Here is a 20,722-nt window from a genome sequence, read left to right as displayed (position 1 = left end):
TGCAAAAATAGATAAAACCGGGCGCTCAGGCTGTGGTCATAGTTCGGGTGCGTGTTGCAGGCCATCCTCGACAACCGGGAGTAGCGCGCTCCGATTCGATCTGGTAAGTTCGCCCGCTTGCAGCCGCAGGGCCGGCAGGTGTCGGCGATGGATCTTAACCTGTGTAATGGCTTAGAAGAGTGAGAGGCGGTCCGTTCATGCCCACCGAAGAAAAGCAAAAGAGCACCCCGGCAATCAGTGGTTTCGAACCCTACGTCGCGACGAAGGGCGAGGAATACATGGGCGAACCCATGCGCAAGCACTTCACCAAAATCCTGTCCCAGTGGAAGCAGGATCTGATGGTAGAAGTTGACCGCACGGTTGTTCACATGAAGGACGAGGCGGCTAACTTCCCTGACCCTGCCGACCGTGCAAGCCAGGAAGAAGAATTCGCGCTGGAACTGCGCGCCCGCGATCGTGAGCGCAAGTTGATCAAGAAGATCGACAAGACGCTGCAGCTGATTCAAGACAAGGAATACGGCTGGTGCGAATCGTGCGGCGTTGAGATCGGTATCAAGCGCCTCGAGGCCCGTCCAACGGCCGACATGTGCGTTGACTGCAAAAGCCTCGCTGAAATCAAAGAAAAACAGGTCGGTAAATGATCCTGTTGATCCAGTAGAAAAGGACGCCTCGGCGTCCTTTTTTTGTTTTGCCTGTACCGATCTACCGAGCGGACAACGGTGCCGGCAGGAAGGCGCTACACGGATGAGTTGCGTTTTCCCACACAGCACGGCCAGTCGTCCGGTATTTCGTACGTTTTATTTCCAGTACCATCAGCGCCCATGAAAAACCCTTCCTATATAGGGCGCTTTGCGCCGACCCCCAGCGGTTATCTGCACTTCGGCTCTCTGGTCGCAGCGCTGGCCTCCTACCTCGACGCCCGCTCGGTCGGCGGGAAATGGCTGATGCGCATGGAGGATCTCGACCCTCCCCGCGAAGTTCAGGGTGCCCAGGCGGGCATACTCCAGACGCTCGAAGCCTACGGATTCGAATGGGACGGCGAACTGGTGAGGCAAAGCGACCGGCATGAGGCTTATCAGGAGATCATCAATCGGTGGTTCAACCACGGGCTTGCTTACGCGTGCACCTGTTCGCGCAAGCAACTGGAAGACTACAACGGCATTTACCCGGGCTTTTGCCGCAACGCCGGGCACTCACCCGAAGACGCGGCCATCCGGATTCGGGTGCCTGAGCTGGAATACCGCTTCGAAGACCGGGTTCAGGGCGAGTTTCGTCAACACTTGGGGCGCGACGCGGGGGATTTCATCATTCGGCGGCGGGACGGCTTCTACGCCTACCAACTGGCGGTTGTCCTGGACGACGGCTGGCAGGGCGTGACTGACATCGTACGCGGCGCCGATCTGCTCGACTCCACGCCACGTCAGCTGTACCTGCAAGAACTGCTGGGCCTGCCGCAACCACGTTACCTTCACGTGCCGCTGATCACCCAACCCGACGGTCATAAGCTGGGGAAATCCTACCGTTCGCCGCCGCTGCCGCCTGATCAGGCCACGCCGCTGCTGCTCCGGGGTTTACGTGCCCTGGGGCAAAAGACGCCGGGTGAACTGAACGACGCGACACCCCGAGCGGTGCTGGACTGGGCCATTGCGCACTGGAATGCCGATTCGATACCTCACCTCGGCGCTATCGAGGAAGCTCGAATAGACTGAGCGCCCGCGGCCGATTCATATTGGGCAGCACAAAGCTGGCGGAAACGTCGCTTGCAGCCCCATCGCCATCCGTTACCATGCCGCTCCGTCATCTTCTGGTCAGTCAACCTGGGAGGCCAAATGTACATTTATCGATTGGTCCTGCTACTGGTGGTGGGCATCTATCTGTTCTCCCCGGCCATCATGGACTGGTGGATCGACGCGACGGGCGCCTGGTACAGGCCGTACATGCTGTGGCTGATCCTGATCGTAGTGACCTTCATTCTGCAGAGCCAACGAGATGCCGATGAGCTTTAGCCTGACCCAGATGATTCTGGTCAGTGCCGCCTACCTGACGGTGCTGTTCGGCGTCGCCTGGATCAGCGAACGTGGCCTGATCCCGCGCTGGATCATTCGTCACCCGCTGACCTACACACTGTCACTTGGCGTCTACGCCAGTGCGTGGGCGTTTTACGGCACCGTCGGTCTGGCCTACGAATACGGCTACGGCTTTCTGTCGAGTTACCTGGGTGTGTCCGGCGCTTTCCTGCTCGCCCCCGTTCTGCTTTACCCCATTCTCAAAATCACTCGCACCTACCAGCTCTCGTCCCTGGCCGATCTGTTCGCGTTCCGCTTTCGCAGCACCTGGGCGGGGGCATTGACGACGATCTTCATGCTGATCGGTGTGTTGCCATTGCTGGCGCTGCAGATCCAGGCCGTCGCCGACTCCATCGGCATTCTTACCCGGGAGCCTGTGCGCAACTACGTGGCCTTCGCGTTCTGCGTGCTGATCACGCTGTTCACAATCTTCTTCGGGTCGCGTCACATCGCCACGCGGGAAAAACACGAAGGGCTGGTGTTCGCCATTGCCTTCGAGTCGGTCATCAAACTGGTCGCCATCGGCGGCATCGGTCTGTACGCGCTGTATGGCGTGTTCGACGGACCGCAGAGCCTTGAGCAATGGCTGCTGCAGAACCAGAGCGCACTGGCGGCGTTGCACACGCCACTGCAGGAAGGCCCTTGGCGGACGCTGTTGCTGGTGTTCTTTGCCTCGGCCATCGTGATGCCGCACATGTATCACATGACCTTTACCGAAAACCTCAATCCGCGCTCGCTGGTCAGCGCCAGTTGGGGTCTGCCACTGTTTCTGCTCCTGATGAGCCTGGCGGTACCCCTGGTGCTGTGGGCCGGTTTGAAACTGGGCGCCACCACCAGCCCCGAGTACTTCACGCTGGGTATTGGCATCGCCGCCCACAGCAAGACCCTGGCCCTGCTTGGCTATATCGGCGGGCTTTCCGCGGCAAGCGGGCTGATCATCGTCACCACCCTGGCGCTGTCCGGCATGGCGCTGAACCACCTGGTGCTGCCGCTTTATCAGCCGCCAGCCGAAGGCAATATCTATCGCTGGCTGAAGTGGACCCGGCGCGGCCTGATCGTCGCGATCATCATGGCCGGTTTTGGCTTTTATCTGCTGCTTGGCGCCAAGCAGAATCTCGCGAATCTGGGCATCGTTGCGTTCGTAGCGACGTTGCAATTTCTGCCCGGTGTGCTGTCCGTTCTGTACTGGCCGGCTGCCAACCGTCGGGGTTTCATGGCGGGGCTGATCGCCGGCATCGCGGTCTGGACTTTCAGCATGTTGCTGCCGCTGATCGGCGACTTTCAAGGGTTCTACATCCCGCTGCTGAACATGATTTACGTGCTGGATGACACCAGCTGGCATATGGCGGCAATTGCCTCTCTAGCGGCCAACGTGCTGGTTTTCACCCTGATTTCGCTGTTCAGCAATCCCAGTCCCGAAGAGGCGAGTGCGGCCGAGGCCTGCGCGGTGGACAACGTTCGCCGCCCTCAGCGCCGTGAACTGCACGCAGCCTCTCCCCAGGAGTTTGCGACCCAGCTGGCCAAACCCTTGGGCGCAAAGGCCGCGCAGAAGGAAGTCGAACAGGCGCTGCGGGATCTTTACCTGCCGTTCGACGAGCGCCGGCCATATGCGCTGCGGCGTTTACGCGACCGTATCGAGGCCAACCTCTCCGGGCTGATGGGGCCAAGTGTTGCTCAGGACATGGTCGAGACGTTTCTGCCGTACAAGTCCGGCAGCGAGAACTATGTCACCGAGGACATTCACTTCATTGAAAGCCGGCTCGAGGATTACCACTCCCGGCTCACCGGCCTGGCTGCCGAGCTCGACGCCCTGCGCCGTTATCACCGCCAGACCCTTCAAGAGCTGCCGATGGGTGTGTGCTCCCTGGCCAAGGATCAAGAGATCCTGATGTGGAACAAGGCCATGGAGGAGTTGACCGGCATCGGCGCTCAGCGCGTCGTCGGATCACGGCTCGAGACCATCGTCGATCCCTGGAAGCAGCTGCTGCTGGGGTTCATCAACGTCCCTGACGAGCACTTGCACAAACAGCGCCTGGGCCTGGACGGGCAGACTCGCTGGCTCAACCTGCACAAGGCCGCCATCGACGAACCGCTCGCGCCGGGCAACAGCGGGCTGGTGATTCTGGTTGAAGACCTGACGGACACGCAGATGCTCGAAGACAAACTGGTGCACTCCGAACGGCTTGCGAGCATCGGCCGACTGGCCGCCGGCGTTGCCCACGAAATCGGCAACCCGATCACCGGCATTGCCTGCCTGGCGCAGAACCTGCGCGAAGAACGGGAAGAAGACGCCGAGCTGACGGAAATCAGCAGCCAGATCATCGAACAGACCAAACGTGTCTCGCGCATCGTGCAGTCGCTGATGAGCTTCGCCCACGCTGGCGGGCACCAGCATGCCGACGAACCCGTATGCCTGGCAGAGGTGGCGCAGGATGCCATTGGTCTGCTGGCGCTGAACCGCCGTAATTTCGAAGTGCAATTCTATAACCTGTGCAACCCTAACCACTGGGTCGATGGCGATCCCCAACGGCTGGCGCAGGTGTTGATCAATCTGCTGTCCAACGCCCGCGATGCATCGCCCGCCGGCAGTGCAGTCCGGGTGAAAAGCGAGGCCTCCGAACACACGGTCGACCTGATCGTCGAAGACGAAGGCAGCGGCATTCCGAAAGCCATCATGGACCGCTTGTTCGAACCTTTCTTCACCACCAAGGATCCGGGCGAAGGGACAGGACTGGGCCTCGCGCTGGTCTATTCCATCGTTGAAGAGCATTATGGACAAATCACCATCGACAGCCCGGCTGACCCCGAGCACCAACGCGGAACCCGGATTCGGGTGACCTTACCGCGACATGTCGAAGCGACGTCCGCCGTGAACTGAGACCGTCGAGAGAACCGAATCAATGCCTCACATTTTGATCGTGGAAGACGAAACCATCATCCGCTCCGCCCTGCGCCGACTGCTGGAACGTAATCAGTACCAGGTCAGCGAAGCCGGGTCCGTGCAGGAAGCTCAGGAACGTTTCAGCATCCCCTCGTTTGACCTGATCGTCAGCGACTTACGCCTGCCCGGCGCACCTGGCACAGAGCTTATCAAGCTCGGCCAGGGCAAGCCGGTGCTGATCATGACCAGTTACGCCAGCCTGCGCTCGGCCGTGGATTCGATGAAAATGGGCGCGGTGGATTACATCGCCAAACCCTTCGACCACGACGAAATGCTTCAGGCCGTCTCGCGTATCCTGCGTGATCGGCAGACGCTGCAAAGCATGCAGGCGGAACGCGCCGCCACCGCAAAGGCCGTGATCGGTGACAAATCTGGTCCGGACAACAGCAACGGCGAGATCGGCATCATCGGCTCCTGCCCGCCAATGCAGGACATGTACAGCAAGATCCGCAAAGTCGCGCCGACTGACTCCAACGTGCTGATCCAAGGCGAGTCCGGTACGGGCAAGGAATTGGTGGCGCGCGCGCTGCACAATCTGTCCCGTCGCGCCAAGGCCCCGATGATTTCGGTCAACTGCGCAGCGATCCCGGAATCTCTCATCGAATCCGAGCTGTTCGGCCACGAGAAAGGCGCGTTCACCGGCGCCAGCGCGGGGCGTGCTGGTCTGGTTGAGGCAGCAGACGGTGGCACCCTCTTCCTCGACGAGATCGGCGAGCTACCGCTGGAAGCTCAGGCGAGGCTTCTGCGCGTCTTGCAAGAAGGCGAAATTCGCCGCGTGGGCTCGGTGCAATCGCAGAAAGTCGACGTGCGCCTGATCGCAGCGACTCACCGCGACCTCAAGAGCCTGGCCAAGGTCGGGCAGTTCCGCGAAGACTTGTACTACCGCCTGCACGTGATCGCGTTAAAGCTGCCCGCATTGCGTGAACGCGGCGCGGACGTTAACGAAATCGCCAATGCGTTTCTGGCGCGGCAAAGCCTCAAGGCCGGGCGTAACGACCTGCGGTTTGCGCCAGATGCGGAGCACGCGATCCGACACTATTCGTGGCCAGGCAACGTGAGGGAACTGGAGAACGCGGTCGAGCGCGCGGTAATCCTGTGCGAAAGCCCGGACATCTCCGCAGAGCTGCTAGGCATCGATATCGAGCTGAGCGACCCCGACGTCAACGAGTTCATCGGCCTTGCACCACAGACGTCAGGCTCGTCGAGTTCAACGGCTGGCGAGCCGACGGAAGACTTGTCGCTGGAGGACTATTTCCAGCATTTCGTTCTGGAACATCAGGACCACATGACCGAAACAGAACTCGCTCGCAAGCTCGGCGTCAGTCGCAAGTGCCTGTGGGAGCGTCGGCAGCGCCTCGGCATCCCCCGACGCAAGACCGGAGTGGCTAGCGAAACCTGAGCAAGTCGCGCAGGCTCTGGCACGCGGGTTACGGGCAATGTGAAAAAACTGTTACCTCTTAAAAGGTGACGTAACAAAACCGGGGCGTACGGTAACGAACCCCCGGTTTTTTTTCGTCCGCACCGAATAGCGTCAATTTGCCACACCCTTGGATTCAGGGGCCTGTAGCGATTTTTGCAAAAGTTGGCACAGGTACTGCTATAGGTATTCGTACAAGAACAACAAAAATCAGTCACCCGAAACATCAACATAATAAAAACAAGACGAATCGACTCACGCATAACAAGAACAACACGGCGGAGGCGCAGCTAACTGATTCTTTTGGAGAGGCGTTGCATTTGGGACTTGTCCCGCAACCAGGCCGAGAACAACAAAAACTGCCCTTAGGTAGAGCCTGAACTGGTTGGATCGATAGATCACTGCCGCACAGCGACCAAAGCAATCCGTTTGCTCTTGACTCCCGATTGGGAGGTTTCACAGGCGAAAGCCGTGAATTGGGCGGTCAACAAAAATAAAAAGCCCATCAGACAATAAAAATAAGAGCACGCACTTTGGGGGAGCTTCGGCTCCCCCAGTAGCATCCGCACTAAACCCCTCCCGCTCGACACCCGCGCCACGCAGCGCATTCAATACCCGAACGCACCCATCGCGCTGCCTCCTACACCATCCCCCGACTAAATGCTAGAATCCCCGCCCATCGTGCGGTCACTCTTCGAAATTGGCCGAATATTCCTTCAAACAGTGCCTCCCATGCTGAAGAAGCTGTTCCAGTCATTCCGTTCCCCACTGCGCAAGCCGCAGCAACACGTGCGCACAACGCCTGAGGTGCTCAGTAGCAGCCAGCACTCGTTGCAACGCAATCAATTCAGCCGCTATGCGGTGAACATCGTCGAGCGCCTGCAGACCGCCGGCTACCAGGCCTATCTGGTGGGCGGTTGCGTCCGAGACATGATGCTCGGCATCACGCCTAAGGATTTCGACGTCGCCACCAGCGCCACGCCCGAGCAGATCCGCGCCGAGTTTCGCAACGCCCGTATCATCGGCCGCCGCTTCAAGCTGGTTCACATCCATTTCGGCCGTGAAATCATTGAAGTCGCGACCTTCCGCGCCAATCATCCAATCGACGACGAAGACGAAGACAGCAACCAGTCTTCGCGCAACGAGAGCGGGCGCATTCTGCGTGACAACGTTTACGGCACCCTTGAAGACGATGCACAGCGTCGCGACTTCACGATCAATGCCCTGTATTACGATCCGGTCACCGAGCGCGTTCTCGATTATGCCAACGGCGTACACGACATCCGCAATCGCCTGATTCGCCTGATCGGTGATCCACAGCAGCGTTACAAGGAAGACCCGGTGCGCATGCTGCGGGCCGTGCGTTTCGCCGCCAAGCTGGATTTCGGTATCGAGAAGCACAGCGCCACGCCGATTCGCCCTTTAGCGCCGATGCTGCGCGACATCCCGTCGGCGCGCCTGTTTGAAGAAGTGCTGAAGCTGTTCCTCTCGGGTTACGCCGAGGCGACGTTCGAGATGCTCGTCGATCTCGAACTGTTCGAGCCGCTGTTCCCGGCCAGTTCCAAAGCACTGGAATACAACCCGACCTACACCCACACGCTGATCAGCGAAGCGTTGGCCAACACCGATCTGCGCATCAAGCAGAACAAGCCGGTCACGCCGGCGTTCCTGTTTGCCGCATTGTTGTGGCCTGCCCTGCCCGCCCGTGTGCTGCGTCTGCAAGAGCGCGGCATGCCGCCGATTCCGGCCATGCAGGAAGCGGCTCACGAACTGATCACCGAACAGTGCCAGCGGATTGCAATCCCGAAACGCTTCACCATGCCGATCCGCGAAATCTGGGACATGCAGGAACGTCTGCCGCGCCGCTCGGGCAAACGCGCCGATCTGCTGCTGGAAAACCCGCGCTTCCGTGCCGGCTATGACTTCCTTCTGCTGCGCGAATTGGCTGGCGAAGAAACCGACGGCCTGGGTGAATGGTGGACGGATTATCAGGACGCCAACGATTCCGGACGCCGTGACATGATTCGTGACCTGGGCAGCAAGCCCGACGCCACCGGCCAGGGCCCGCGTAAACGTCGTCGCAGCAGCAGCGGCAAGCGCAAACGCGCCGGCGTCGACGGGGCGGAATAACAGCCAATGATCGAGCGCGTTTACGTCGGCCTGGGTAGCAACCTGGCCGACCCCGCCGAACAGTTGCGCGAAGCGATCAAGGCTATGGGCCTGTTGCCGCAGAGCAGCCTGTCAGGCGTTTCCTCTTTTTATGTCAGCGACTCGCTGTTGCCGGGTCAGCCGCGTTACACCAATGCAGTCGCTGCGCTCGATACCTCGCTCCCCCCGCTGGCACTGCTCGATGCCTTGCAAGGCATCGAAAACGATCAGGGCCGCGAGCGCCTCGAACGCTGGGGGCCGCGCACGCTGGACCTCGACATCTTGCTGTTCGGCGATCGCCTCATCGATGAGCCGCGCCTGAAGGTGCCGCATTACCAGATCCAGGAGCGCGCGTTTGTGCTGTACCCACTGGCCGAACTGGCGCCGGGGATCACCCTCGCAGATGGCCGCGCGCTGAATGATTTGCTGGCCCGATGCCCGTTCGAAGGCCTGGAACGATTGGCGAACTGACGCCGCTCTGCAGGCACGTTGAAACCGGCAACACCCGGAATTGACTTCCCGCCCCCTCCTCACGAAGATAAGCGTCCCAAAGCCGGACGACCGGCCACAAGGCGCGGATCAGGCCGTTGCAAACATCGCGAAACGACGATGTGCCTGCCTCCCAAGATGAATCACGCGTTGCTCGCCGCAGTATTCACAGCGCCTGAATGAGGACTTTCCATGCCCGATATCACCGTTACGTCCCTGCTGGCCCTGAAGCAGAAAGGTGAAAAAATCACCATGCTGACCTGCTACGACGCGACTTTTGCCCACACCGCCAGCCAGGCCGGTGTGGAAGTGCTGCTGGTCGGCGACTCGCTGGGCATGGTCCTTCAAGGCCACGACAGCACGCTGCCCGTCACCACCGCTGAAATGGCGTACCACGTGGCCGGCGTCAAACGCGGCAATCAGGGCGCGCTGATTCTGGTGGATTTGCCGTTCATGTCCTACGCCACGCCCGAGCAGACCTTCGCCAACAGCGCCACGCTGATGCAGGCAGGCGCACACATGGTCAAGATCGAAGGCGCAGCGTGGCTCGCCGACTCGATCCGGCTGCTCGCCGAACGCGGCGTGCCCGTCTGTGCACACATGGGTTTGACGCCTCAGGCGGTCAACGTGTTGGGCGGCTATAAAGTGCAGGGGCGTCAGGAGTCGCAGGCGCGGCAGATGCGGGCCGACGCGATTACCCTTGAGCAGGCCGGCGCCGCGATGATTCTGCTGGAATGCGTGCCGAGCGAACTGGCCCAGGAAATCACCCACGCCGTGAAGATTCCGGTAATCGGTATCGGCGCCGGCAGCGCCACCGACGGTCAGGTGCTGGTGCTCCATGACATGCTTGGGCTATCGATTACCGGCCGCGTGCCCAAGTTCGTGAAGAATTTCATGGCCGGTCAGCCGGACATTCAGTCGGCGATCGCCGCTTACGTTAGCGCGGTCAAGGACGTCAGCTTCCCCGCTCCAGAACACGGATTCTCGGCATGAACACAGTTAAAACCGTTCGCGAACTGCGCGCCGTCGTCGCTCGCGCTCGCAGCGAAGGCAAACGCATCGCCCTGGTGCCCACCATGGGCAACCTGCACAGCGGCCATATCGCGTTGGTCACCAAAGCCGTTCAACGCGCTGATTTTGTAATCGCCAGCATCTTCGTCAACCCGCTGCAGTTTGGTCCCAACGAAGACCTGGCGTCGTATCCCCGTACTCTGGCTGCCGATCAGGAGCAATTGCTTCAGGCCGGTTGCCACTTGCTGTTTACGCCGACGGTCGAAGAAATGTATCCCCATGGCATGGCTGACCAGACCATCGTGCGCGTCCCGGTGGTGTCCGAAGGTCTGTGTGGCGGCAGCCGTCCTGGTCACTTCGACGGCGTATCGACGGTGGTCAGCAAGCTGTTCAACATGGTGCAGCCGGACATCGCGATTTTTGGTCAGAAGGATTTCCAGCAACTGGCCGTCGTCAACGCACTGGTGCGCGACCTGAACATGCCCATTCAAATCATCGGCGAGCCCACCGTGCGTGCCGCCGATGGCCTGGCCCTGTCGTCGCGCAATGGCTACCTGACTGATGACCAGCGCGCTGCAGCGCCGGCGTTGTACCGCGTGATCAAACGGATCGGCACGGCATTGCAGAATGGCGAGCAGGATCATCAGCAGCTGATCAGCGATGGTGTGAAAGACCTCGAAGCAGCGGGCTTCCGGCCTGATTACCTGGAGATTCGCCATGCAGTGAGCCTGCGGCCTGCGACCCCGGATGATCGTGATCTGGTGGTGCTGGGCGCGGCGTTCATGGGCAAGACGCGCCTGATCGACAACCTGCATCTGGTCAAGGAATAACCTGCCCACCCGGCTGATGGATGCGCCGGGTCTCGTTTAAAGCAAAAGTCACGTGATCGGATGACCATCTGCGCCTATGCTCAGGGCGCGAAACCGATTGCGCAGCGCAGGCCTGGCCTTCGCAGGGTGCTGGCGATGAACTTAGCCACACCCGCAATGCCATACCGATACAGTTCGTGTCAGACCAGCAGCTCTACTCTGTGAGAAAAAGTACCGAGCAAAGGTAAAGCAGGGCGCAGACATCGGCGTTTCCGGGGACTAGTCTCTGATCCGCCCACGAATTCATGTCCAATCCTGCTTTTCAGTGTCCAAAAGGCAGTTCAAGTACAAGGAAACCCGCAGCGATGGCGTACTACCGCACTCCTCATGACGTCACTACCCTGCCCGCCTGGCAGGCGCTCAACGATCACCGCGAAGCGATGCAGAATTTCAGCATGCGCGACGCGTTCAACGCAGACCCGAAGCGTTTCGATGAATTCACGCTCAGCAGTGCCGGTCTGTTTCTCGACTACTCGAAGAACCTCATTACCGCCGAGACCCGCCAGTTGCTGGTCAACCTGGCCAATGAAGTCGGTTTGAAAGAAGCCATCAAGGCGCAGTACGACGGCGAACTGGTCAACGCTTCGGAAGGCCGCCCTGCGCTGCACACCGCGCTGCGTCGCCCTGTGGGCGACAAGCTGTTGGTCAACGGCGTCAACGTGATGCCGGAAGTGCACAAGGTGCTGAACCAGATTACTGATCTGGTCGGGCGCATCCACGACGGTCTGTGGCGCGGCTACACCGAAAAGCCGATCACCGATGTGGTCAATATCGGCATCGGCGGCTCGTTCCTCGGTCCTGAGCTGGTGTCCGAGGCGCTGCTGTCCTACGCACAGAAAGGCGTTCGTTGCCATTACCTGGCGAACATCGACGGCACCGAGCTGCACGAGCTGACTCAGAAGCTGCGCGCCGAAACCACGCTGTTCATTGTTTCGTCGAAGACGTTCACCACCCTTGAAACCCTGAAGAACGCCACCGCTGCCCGCGCCTGGTACCTCGCCCAGGGCGGGTCCGAAGCCGAGCTGTATCGCCACTTCATCGCCGTGTCGAGCAACAACGCCGCGGCGGTTGCGTTTGGGATTCGTGAAGAAAACATCTTCCCGATGTGGGACTGGGTCGGTGGCCGCTATTCGCTGTGGTCGGCCATCGGCCTGCCGATTGCGCTGGCGATCGGCATGTCGAACTTCAAGGAGCTGCTGTCCGGCGCCTACACCATGGATCAGCACTTCCAGAACGCCGAGTTCGAAGAGAACATGCCGGTGCTGCTGGGCTTGCTGGGTATCTGGTATGGCAACTTCTGGGGCGCGCAAAGTCACGCGATCCTGCCGTACGACCACTACCTGCGCAACATCACCAAGCACTTGCAGCAGTTGGACATGGAATCCAACGGCAAGAGCGTTCGCCAGGACGGCGTGCCCGTCAAAACCGACACGGGCCCGGTCATCTGGGGTGGCGTTGGCGCGAACGGTCAGCATGCTTACCACCAGTTGCTGCACCAAGGCACGCAAATGATCCCGGCCGACTTCATCGTGCCGATCGTCAGCTTCAACCCGGTGTCCGACCACCACCAGTGGCTGTACGCCAACTGCCTGTCCCAGAGCCAGGCGTTGATGCAGGGTAAAACCCGCCCCGAAGCGGAAGCCGAACTGCGCGCCAAGGGCGTACCGGAAGAGGAAGTGCAGCGTGTCGCGCCGCACAAGGTCATTCCGGGCAATCGTCCGAGCAACACCATTGTCGTGGAGCGCATAAGCCCTCGCCGCCTGGGCGCACTGGTCGCGATGTACGAGCACAAGGTGTTCGTGCAAAGCGTGGTCTGGGGCACGAATGCCTTCGACCAATGGGGTGTTGAGCTGGGGAAAGAGCTGGGGAAAGGCGTTTACAGCCGCCTCGTCGGCACCGACGAAACGATTGCTGAAGACGCTTCGACTCAAGGCCTGATCAACTATTTCCGCGGTCGTCACCGCGGCTGATCTGCCTTTCTGCAACACACGCGAAACCCGCTGCCCTCTCCCACGAGGCAGCGGGTTTCGTGCATTCAGGCTCTTCAGTCTTCTATGTCGGGAAGCACCGTCGGATCAAGCTGAATGGTGTGCTGCGCCGGATTGCGCACGCAGATGAATTGGTCGTCACGCGCCCCTTCCTTGGGGCCGACGCGGCGCAGATGCATCAATGAGCCACACCAGGGGCATTGCGCGGTGAGGCGATTCACCCGCAGCCGTCCAGCCTGGCTGATTTCGATATAGTGCCGCGAGCCGAAGAAATGCTCGAATTTGCGTCGACGCAGCACGGCTGACATGGCAACGGCCATGACGGCAACGATGAATGAAAACATGAAGAACGTTGACCACGAGCTCTGCCCGCCCAATGGCGGCTGGAACAGGGTGAAGTACAGCCCGATCAGACTGGCGACACCCGTGATGCCTCCAAAGACAGAGACGTTGCTGCTGTCGACGCTTCGGCCGCCAAATGCCGAATGGCGCTTAATGTGCAATTGCTCAGGGGTGAACGTGGAACGCTCGTTGTGACTGATGTTTACGTTGGCGCCACGGAAATCGCCGACGCCTACGTTCAGGCTGTTGTCGCCGCTTTGATCGCCATGATTGTTGTTAGGCAAAAGAGGGTCTCCTGGGACGTGGACGCTGAAATGGCCGGCGATTGTCACTGCCTTCACCTTCAACGAAAATCAGCCCCTTCCCGGATTTGCGTGGGAACTAGCGACATACCCTGTCATATGTTTCTGTAGGAAGGATCCGCAATCGGTCGCGGGATGGCGGTGGCCTGCGCACCGTTGGGATGGGGTTCAGGCGACAAAGGGCTTAAATTATCATCGTCATTCATGCAACCATGCTTCCCCTTGATGCGGCTGCCTGCCCTCTCTGTTCAACCTCTTTACATCCGGTCCGGCGCCATGTCCTACACCACTGAGGATTCGCACCATGCAAGACGTTGTAATCGTTGCCGCTACCCGCACCGCGGTGGGCAGTTTCCAGGGTTCTTTGGCGAATATTCCCGCAGTGGATCTCGGCGCTGCCGTCATCCGTCAACTGCTGGCACAGACGGGTCTGGACAATGCGCTGGTCGATGAGGTGATCATGGGTCAGGTGCTCACCGCGGGCGCAGGCCAGAACCCTGCACGCCAGGCGGCGATCAAGGCGGGTTTGCCGTTCACAGTGCCGGCCATGACGCTGAACAAGGTCTGCGGCTCGGGCCTCAAGGCGCTGCATCTGGGCACGCAGGCGATTCGTTGCGGCGATGCTGAGGTGATCATTGCTGGCGGCCAGGAAAGCATGAGCCTGTCCAACTATGTGATGCCGGGCGCGCGAACCGGCTTACGCATGGGCCATGCGACGATGGTCGACACGATGATCAGCGATGGCCTGTGGGATGCGTTCAACGATTACCACATGGGCATCACGGCCGAGAACCTGGCCGATAAATACGCCATCAGCCGTGAGGCACAGGATGCATTTGCGGCGGCGTCGCAACAGAAAGCCGCCGCTGCCATCGAGGCCGGGCGCTTCGTGGATGAAATCACCCCGATCCTGATTCCCCAGCGCAAGGGCGACCCGCTGTCTTTCGCCACTGATGAGCAGCCGCGTTCGGGCACCACCGCTGAATCCCTGGGCAAGCTCAAGCCAGCCTTCAAAAAGGACGGCTCGGTCACGGCAGGTAATGCGTCATCGTTGAACGACGGCGCGGCCGCGGTCATTCTGATGAGTGCCCGGAAAGCAGAAGAACTGGGCTTGCCAGTTCTGGCGCGGATTGCCGCTTACGCGAATGCCGGCGTAGACCCGGCAATCATGGGCATCGGCCCGGTGAGCGCCACCCGCCGCTGTCTGGACAAGGCGGGTTGGTCGCTGGAGGCGCTGGATTTGATCGAAGCCAACGAAGCCTTCGCCGCACAGTCCTTGTCAGTTGGCAAAGAGCTGGGCTGGGACATGGACAAGGTCAACGTAAACGGCGGCGCTATCGCCATCGGCCACCCGATCGGCGCGTCGGGCTGCCGCGTGCTGGTGACCCTGCTCCACGAAATGATCAAACGCGACGCGAAGAAGGGATTGGCGACGCTGTGCATTGGTGGCGGACAAGGCGTGGCGCTGGCATTGGCCCGGTCATAAGGGCCTGGCCGAGACGCAGGTGTAGGACTAGTCCCACTGAAAGCACGCGGCCACTCAGCGCGACCGGCTTCAGCCGGGAAGAGGCCGGTGCGAACACCCCAGTTTCGCGGTGTGACCACTGACGCCTTCCCGGCTAAAGCCTGTCCCACAAAAGCACGCGGTCAGTCAGTGGGACCGGCTTCAGCCGGCAACAGGCCGGTGCGAACACCCTGAATTTCGCGGTGTGACCACTGACGCCTTCCCGGCTAAAGCCAGTCCCACTAAAAGCACGTGGTCAGTCAGTGGGACAGGCTTCAGCCGGGAAGAGGCCGGTACGAACACCCCAGTTTCGCGGTGTGACCACTGACGCCTTCCCGGCTAAAGCCTGTCCCACAAAAGCACGCGGTCAGTCAGTGGGACCGGCTTCAGCCGGGAAGAGACCGGTGCGAACACCCTGAATTCGCGGTGTGACCACTGACGCCTTCCCGGCTCAAGCCTGTCCCACAAAAGCACGCGGTCAGTCAGTGGGACCGGCTTCAGCCGGGAAGAGACCGGTGCGAACACCCTGAATTCGCGGTGTGACCACTGACGCCTTCCCGGCTAAAGCCGGTCCCACTAAAAGCACGCGGTCAGTCAGTGGGACCGGCTTCAGCCGGGAAGAGCCGGTGCGAACACCCCAGTTTCGCGGTGTGACGTCCGACGCCTTCCCGGCTAAAGCCAGTCCCACTAAAAACACGCGGTCAGTCAGTGGGACCGGCTTCAGCCGGGAAGAGACCGGTGCGAACACCCTGAATTCGCAGTGTGACCACTGACGCCTTCCCGGCTAAAGCCTGTCCCACAAAAGCACGCGGTCAGTCAGTGGGACCGGCTTCAGCCGGGAAGAGACCGGTGCGAACACCCTGAATTCGCGGTGTGACCACTGACGCCTTCCCGGCTAAAGCCTGTCCCACAAAAGCACGCGGTCAGTCAGTGGGACCGGCTTCAGCCGGCAACAGGCCGGTGCGAACACCCTGAATTCGCGGTGTGACCACTGACGCCTTCCCGGCTAAAGCCAGTCCCACTAAAAGCACGCGGTCAGTCAGTGGGACAGGCTTCAGCCGGGAAGAGCCGGTGCGAACACCCCAGTTTCGCGGTGTGACGTCCGACGCCTTCCCGGCTAAAGCCAGTCCCACTAAAAGCACGTGGTCAGTCAGTGGGACCGGCGTCACCTGCAATCATTGCCACCCAAACTTGCGCACATAGAAGCCCTTCACCGCCTGGGTCAACGCCACGTATCCGATCAGGATCAGCGGCAGGATGGCGAAGTACAGCGGGGGCAGCGCCTGGAGTTTGAAGTAGTGCGCCAGCGGGCCCATCGGCAGGAAGATGCCCACGGCCATGATCACTCCGGTCATCACCATCAACGGCATTGCCGCGCGGCTTTGCAGGAAAGGGATTTTCGGCGTGCGGATCATGTGCACGATCAGCGTCTGCGTCAGCAGGCCCACGACAAACCACCCCGACTGAAACAGCGTCTGATGCTCAGGCGTGTTGGCGCCGAACACGTACCACATGACCGCGAACGTGGTGATGTCGAAGATCGAGCTGATCGGCCCGAAGAACAGCATGAAGCGTCCTACATCTGCGGGCTGCCAGCGCTGAGGTTTTTTCAGCAATTCCTCATCGACGTTATCGAATGGAATAGCGATCTGAGAAATGTCGTACAGCAGGTTCTGCACCAGCAGGTGCATCGGCAGCATCGGCAGAAACGGAATGAACGCACTGGCGACCAGCACCGAGAACACGTTGCCGAAGTTCGAGCTGGCCGTCATCTTGATGTACTTGAGCATGTTGGCGAAAGTCCGGCGCCCCTCCAGCACGCCCTCCTCCAGCACCATCAGACTCTTCTCCAGCAGAATGATATCGGCGGCTTCCTTGGCGATGTCCACCGCGCTGTCCACGGAAATACCGATGTCGGCCGTGCGCAGCGCCGGCGCGTCGTTGATGCCGTCGCCCATGAAACCCACCACGTGCCCGTTGGCCTTTAGCAGCCGCACGATGCGCTCCTTGTGGGAAGGCGTCAGTTTGGCGAACACGTTGGTGGTCTCGACCGCGACCGCCAGCTCAGCGTCGCTCATCCGTTCGATATCACCGCCCAGTAGCAGGCCCTGACGTTCCAGACCGACTTCGCGACAGATCTTCGCGGTGACGCGCTCGTTGTCGCCGGTGAGCACTTTTACCGCCACGCCATGCTCGGCCAGCGCCTTGAGTGCAGGCGCCGTGCTTTCCTTCGGTGGATCGAGAAACGCCACATAACCGATCAGGGTCAGGTCGCTTTCGTCAGCTAGACCGTAGGTGTCACGACCGGCTTCCATGGCGCGCGCCGCCACCGCCACAACGCGCAGGCCTTCTTCGTTGAACGCGGCGGTGACGTTCAGAATGCGCTCGAGCAGTTCAGGCGTCAGCGCTTCTTCGGCATCGCCGTGGCGCACGCGACTGCACACGCTCAGCACCTCCTCCAGCGCACCTTTGCAGATCAGCAGATGCGGCTCGCGCTGCTGTTGCACCACCACCGACATGCGCCGGCGATTGAAGTCGAACGGGACCTCATCGACCTTGGTGAACGCGGTGCCGACTTGCAGCTCGCGGTGAATCTCGACGTGCTCCAGCACGGCGACGTCCAGCAGATTTTTCAGGCCGGTCTGGTAGTAGCTGTTGAGGTAGGCCATTTCGAGAACGTCGTCGGACTCGTCGCCCCAGACGTCGACATGGCGTGCGAGAAAAATCTTGTCCTGAGTCAGCGTGCCGGTCTTGTCGGTGCACAGCACGTCCATGGCGCCGAAGTTCTGGATGGCGTCGAGGCGTTTGACGATGACTTTCTTGCGCGACAGAAACACCGCGCCCTTGGCCAGCGTCGAGGTGACGATCATCGGCAGCATTTCCGGCGTCAGGCCGACAGCGATGGACAGCGCGAACAGCAACGCCTCCATCCAGTCGCCCTTGGTGAAGCCGTTGATGAACAGCACCAGCGGCGCCATCACAAACATGAAGCGGATCAGCAGCCAGCTGACTTTATTGACCCCGGCCTGAAACGAGGTCGGCGCGCGGTCGGTGGCGCTGACCCGCTGCGCCAGCGCGCCGAAATAGGTGTTGTTACCCGTCGCAAGAACGACGCCCGTCGCCGCGCCGGACACCACATTGGTGCCCATGAACAGGATGTTTTCCAGGTCCAGCGGGTTGCTTGTGTCGACGTCCTGACGCCGCGCGAATTTCTCCACCGGCATGGATTCGCCGGTCATCGCGGCCTGGCTGACGAACAGGTCCTTCGCACTGAGCACGCGGCAGTCCGCAGGGATCATGTCGCCGGCAGACAGCACAATGAGGTCGCCTAGCACCAGTTGCTTGATCGGCAGCTCGATGCGTTTTTGCCTGGCGCTATCGGCAATGTCGAACGTGCTGTCGGCGCGACGCATGACGGTCGCGGTGTTGCTGACCATCGCCTTCAGCGCGTCGGCAGCCTGATTGGAGCGCGCCTCCTGCCAGAAACGCAGCAGCGTGGAGAGCACGACCATGGAGAAAATCACCGTGGCGGCTTTCATGTCCTCGGTGAGCCACGAGATGAACGCCAGCAGGGTTAGCAGCAGGTTGAACGGGTTTTTGTAGCAGTGCCACAGGTGCACCCACCATGGCAGCGGCTGTTCGTGCTCAACTTCGTTGAGGCCGTGTTGCTCGCGCAGCTCGTGCGCTTCGGTTTCGGTGAGACCGTCGGCGTGGCTGCACAGGCGTGCGAGCAATTCAGGCACATCGCTGCTGGCGCCCCGGGTCAGGGTTTGCGCAAGGGTGGGCGGCACTTCGCGGCTGACGGTGGCGTCGGTCACGCTGTCGAGCGTCGCCAGCCGACGAAAGTGCCGGCCGAGTTTGCGAGTGCGGACGAAGTCGGCGAGGAATTCTTTCAGGAGGGTGTACTTCATGGTTATGTCCCCTGGACTGAAGGCTGCTGGAGCTGAAAGCACAGGAACCTTGAGCAGGTACGGCAAGCCTCAGGCGCCGCGCTCATTGATGAGCAGGCACCGCAGGCTGGCCCGCGCAGCAAAAATGCCACGCGCGTCCGATGCGCAGACGAACGACGGACGCGTCGGTCATCACGCAGGATTGGGCGTCAGGGAAAGGACAGGGAAGCGGGCTCTGATCAGAGTCCGCTGGCACTGCCGCTTCTCACGTTGTCGGCGAGATAGCGGCAGTGAAAAGACTGCGCGTTATCGGGCCGAGGATTGGCCGGTCGTTATCACCGGCTGACGTCTGTCACTCGAACAAGTACCCACTGTGGGTCTCCGCATTGGTTGAAAACGGGCGAAGAATACGCCCGGGTTTTATGAGAGTAAATCGCCAGTACGTGGGGTGTAAGGGTTATTGCGGATGTCTTCAGGGGAGGTTCAGGAAAGGTTCAGGAAAGGCGGCAGCGGTGCGGTATGTGGCGGCATTTGCGGGAGTGAGCTCGCTCGCGAAGACGGCATTTCAGGCGCTAAAGATGTGGCGGATGTCCCGGCCCTTTCGCGAGCAAGCTCGCTCCCACAATTGGTGTGGTAGCAGGGAGATCTGCAGTGCTGCCAAGGTCGGCCAAAGCAGACCGTATGAAATCGAACTGCTAAACTGCCGCGCCTCATCCCTGCCTAAGGCCGAGCATGTCTTCGTTGAATCAGGCGCTCAGCGTCGCCCTCGATAATCGTCAACCCCTGCTCGCGGAACTGCACGCCCAAGGCACCGATTGCTATCGCCTGTTCCACGGCAGCCAGGAGGGCGCAAGCGGGCTGACGGTCGACCGCTATGGCCCGCAGTTGCTGGTGCAGAGTTTCCACAACAGCCTGGACCTTGACTCGCTGCTGGCGCTGCATACCGCCGTCAATGCACGGCTGGGTCTGGAGCTTTTGCTGGTCTACAACGACCGCTCTCAGGGCAACTCGCGCGTCGACCGCACAGACCCGATCTACAAAGCCGACGACGCAGCGCTCGCCGATCTGGTCGGCCATGAATGGGGCCTGAATTACCGGGTGCGCGGCCGTCATGCCGGGCAGGATCCGCTGCTGTTTCTCGACCTGCGCAACGCCCGGGGCTGGGTCAAGCAACATGCCGCCGGCAAGAGCGTGCTCAACCTGTTCGCCTATACCTGCGGCGTCGGCCTGAGCGCAGCGGCGGGTGGCGCGCGCGAGGTGTGCAACCTGGATTTCGCCGAGGGCAACCTGGCCGTCGGGCGCGAGAACGGCCTGCTCAATCCGCAGCTGCCGACGATGCAGTTCGTCCAGTCCGATTATTTCCCGGCCATTCGCCAACTGGCCGGGCTGCCCATCGCTTCTCGCCGCGGCCACAAACTGCCGAGTTATGTCCGCCTCGAGCAGCGCCAGTATGATCTGGTCCTGCTGGATCCTCCGGCCTGGGCCAAGAGCGCCTTCGGCACGGTTGACCTGCTGCGCGATTACCAAAGCCTGCTGAAACCCGCGCTGCTGACCACCGCCGAAGATGGCGTGTTGATCTGCTGCAACAACCTGGCGAAGGTCAGCCTGGACGACTGGCGCGAGCAAGTGCTGCGTTGCGCGAGCAAGATTGGCCGACCTGTACGCGACTGCCAGGTGCTGACCCCGGGCGCCGACTTTCCGTCACAGGATCAACAGCCCCCGCTCAAGACATTGATCTTGCAGCTGTGATGCTCA

General features: G+C 60.8%; 14 protein-coding genes. 12 read left to right on the top strand and 2 right to left on the bottom strand.

Annotated features, from left to right (window positions below):
- Positions 1-197: 197 nt before the first annotated feature.
- The 10 genes from dksA (at position 198) to pgi (ending at position 12,911) form a co-directional block, all read left to right on the top strand.
- Positions 198-641 carry an RNA polymerase-binding protein DksA gene (dksA, locus tag AC3ISG_RS03265; RefSeq protein WP_122536967.1) on the top strand — a complete coding sequence of 148 codons (444 nt, stop codon included), beginning with the start codon at positions 198-200 and terminating at the stop codon, positions 639-641.
- A gap of 180 nt (positions 642-821) precedes the next feature.
- Complete coding sequence (gluQRS, locus tag AC3ISG_RS03260) at positions 822-1,709, top strand: tRNA glutamyl-Q(34) synthetase GluQRS (RefSeq protein WP_489298502.1); 888 nt, start codon at positions 822-824, stop codon at positions 1,707-1,709.
- Between the two features lie 120 nt (positions 1,710-1,829).
- Positions 1,830-2,006 (top strand): hypothetical protein, encoded by a 177-nt coding sequence (locus tag AC3ISG_RS03255; protein ID WP_002552060.1) that lies wholly within the window; start codon positions 1,830-1,832, stop codon positions 2,004-2,006.
- A complete protein-coding gene (locus tag AC3ISG_RS03250; RefSeq protein WP_163022027.1) occupies positions 1,990-4,944 on the top strand; it encodes a sensor histidine kinase in 2,955 nt (984 codons plus the stop codon). Before AC3ISG_RS03255 ends, AC3ISG_RS03250 begins: the two co-directional genes overlap by 17 nt.
- Positions 4,945-4,966: 22 nt before the next feature.
- Positions 4,967-6,406, top strand: coding sequence for a sigma-54-dependent transcriptional regulator (locus AC3ISG_RS03245; protein WP_489298501.1), 1,440 nt, complete (start codon positions 4,967-4,969; stop codon positions 6,404-6,406).
- A 750-nt stretch (positions 6,407-7,156) separates the two neighbouring features.
- Positions 7,157-8,554, top strand: coding sequence for a polynucleotide adenylyltransferase PcnB (locus tag AC3ISG_RS03240; RefSeq protein WP_172609773.1), 1,398 nt, complete (start codon positions 7,157-7,159; stop codon positions 8,552-8,554).
- A 6-nt stretch (positions 8,555-8,560) separates the two neighbouring features.
- Complete coding sequence (gene folK / locus AC3ISG_RS03235; RefSeq protein WP_489298500.1) at positions 8,561-9,043, top strand: 2-amino-4-hydroxy-6-hydroxymethyldihydropteridine diphosphokinase; 483 nt, start codon at positions 8,561-8,563, stop codon at positions 9,041-9,043.
- A gap of 210 nt (positions 9,044-9,253) precedes the next feature.
- Complete coding sequence (gene panB / locus AC3ISG_RS03230; RefSeq protein ID WP_122536960.1) at positions 9,254-10,054, top strand: 3-methyl-2-oxobutanoate hydroxymethyltransferase; 801 nt, start codon at positions 9,254-9,256, stop codon at positions 10,052-10,054.
- On the top strand, positions 10,051-10,902 hold the full coding sequence (gene panC / locus AC3ISG_RS03225; RefSeq protein ID WP_489298499.1) for a pantoate--beta-alanine ligase: 852 nt from the start codon (positions 10,051-10,053) through the stop codon (positions 10,900-10,902). The genes panB and panC overlap by 4 nt, the downstream gene beginning before the upstream one ends.
- A 344-nt stretch (positions 10,903-11,246) precedes the next feature.
- Positions 11,247-12,911, top strand: a complete 1,665-nt coding sequence (gene pgi, locus AC3ISG_RS03220) for a glucose-6-phosphate isomerase (protein ID WP_122623114.1) — start codon at positions 11,247-11,249, stop codon at positions 12,909-12,911.
- A 74-nt stretch (positions 12,912-12,985) separates the two neighbouring features.
- On the opposite strand, the gene AC3ISG_RS03215 is transcribed toward pgi, so the two are convergent.
- Complete coding sequence (locus AC3ISG_RS03215) at positions 12,986-13,555, bottom strand: hypothetical protein (RefSeq protein ID WP_172609776.1); 570 nt, start codon at positions 13,553-13,555, stop codon at positions 12,986-12,988.
- Between the two features lie 322 nt (positions 13,556-13,877).
- Between AC3ISG_RS03215 and AC3ISG_RS03210 the strand changes: the two genes are divergently transcribed.
- Entirely contained in the window at positions 13,878-15,059 is a 1,182-nt protein-coding gene (locus AC3ISG_RS03210) for an acetyl-CoA C-acetyltransferase (protein WP_489298498.1), read from the top strand.
- Between the two features lie 1,193 nt (positions 15,060-16,252).
- On the opposite strand, the gene mgtA is transcribed toward AC3ISG_RS03210, so the two are convergent.
- Complete coding sequence (gene mgtA / locus AC3ISG_RS03205) at positions 16,253-18,988, bottom strand: magnesium-translocating P-type ATPase (protein ID WP_489298497.1); 2,736 nt, start codon at positions 18,986-18,988, stop codon at positions 16,253-16,255.
- Between the two features lie 711 nt (positions 18,989-19,699).
- Here mgtA and AC3ISG_RS03200 point away from each other — a divergent pair.
- Positions 19,700-20,716: a class I SAM-dependent rRNA methyltransferase gene (locus tag AC3ISG_RS03200; RefSeq protein ID WP_122536954.1), complete on the top strand. Its 1,017-nt coding sequence runs from the start codon at positions 19,700-19,702 to the stop codon at positions 20,714-20,716.
- Positions 20,717-20,722 lie beyond the last annotated feature (6 nt).

The organism is Pseudomonas sp. GL_135 (assembly GCF_057834665.1).
This window is presented reverse-complemented; position numbering and strand designations above follow the sequence as displayed.

What these genes read in the sequence shown, in the direction of transcription:
- dksA (WP_122536967.1), top strand. Translation starts at nt 198, where the DNA reads ATGCCCACCGAAGAAAAGCAAAAGAGCACCCCGGCAATCAGTGGTTTC.
- gluQRS (WP_489298502.1), top strand. Translation starts at nt 822, where the DNA reads ATGAAAAACCCTTCCTATATAGGGCGCTTTGCGCCGACCCCCAGCGGT.
- AC3ISG_RS03255 (WP_002552060.1), top strand. Translation starts at nt 1,830, where the DNA reads ATGTACATTTATCGATTGGTCCTGCTACTGGTGGTGGGCATCTATCTG.
- AC3ISG_RS03250 (WP_163022027.1), top strand. Translation starts at nt 1,990, where the DNA reads ATGCCGATGAGCTTTAGCCTGACCCAGATGATTCTGGTCAGTGCCGCC.
- AC3ISG_RS03245 (WP_489298501.1), top strand. Translation starts at nt 4,967, where the DNA reads ATGCCTCACATTTTGATCGTGGAAGACGAAACCATCATCCGCTCCGCC.
- AC3ISG_RS03240 (WP_172609773.1), top strand. Translation starts at nt 7,157, where the DNA reads ATGCTGAAGAAGCTGTTCCAGTCATTCCGTTCCCCACTGCGCAAGCCG.
- folK (WP_489298500.1), top strand. Translation starts at nt 8,561, where the DNA reads ATGATCGAGCGCGTTTACGTCGGCCTGGGTAGCAACCTGGCCGACCCC.
- panB (WP_122536960.1), top strand. Translation starts at nt 9,254, where the DNA reads ATGCCCGATATCACCGTTACGTCCCTGCTGGCCCTGAAGCAGAAAGGT.
- panC (WP_489298499.1), top strand. Translation starts at nt 10,051, where the DNA reads ATGAACACAGTTAAAACCGTTCGCGAACTGCGCGCCGTCGTCGCTCGC.
- pgi (WP_122623114.1), top strand. Translation starts at nt 11,247, where the DNA reads ATGGCGTACTACCGCACTCCTCATGACGTCACTACCCTGCCCGCCTGG.
- AC3ISG_RS03210 (WP_489298498.1), top strand. Translation starts at nt 13,878, where the DNA reads ATGCAAGACGTTGTAATCGTTGCCGCTACCCGCACCGCGGTGGGCAGT.
- mgtA (WP_489298497.1), bottom strand. Translation starts at nt 18,988, where the DNA reads ATGAAGTACACCCTCCTGAAAGAATTCCTCGCCGACTTCGTCCGCACT.
- AC3ISG_RS03200 (WP_122536954.1), top strand. Translation starts at nt 19,700, where the DNA reads ATGTCTTCGTTGAATCAGGCGCTCAGCGTCGCCCTCGATAATCGTCAA.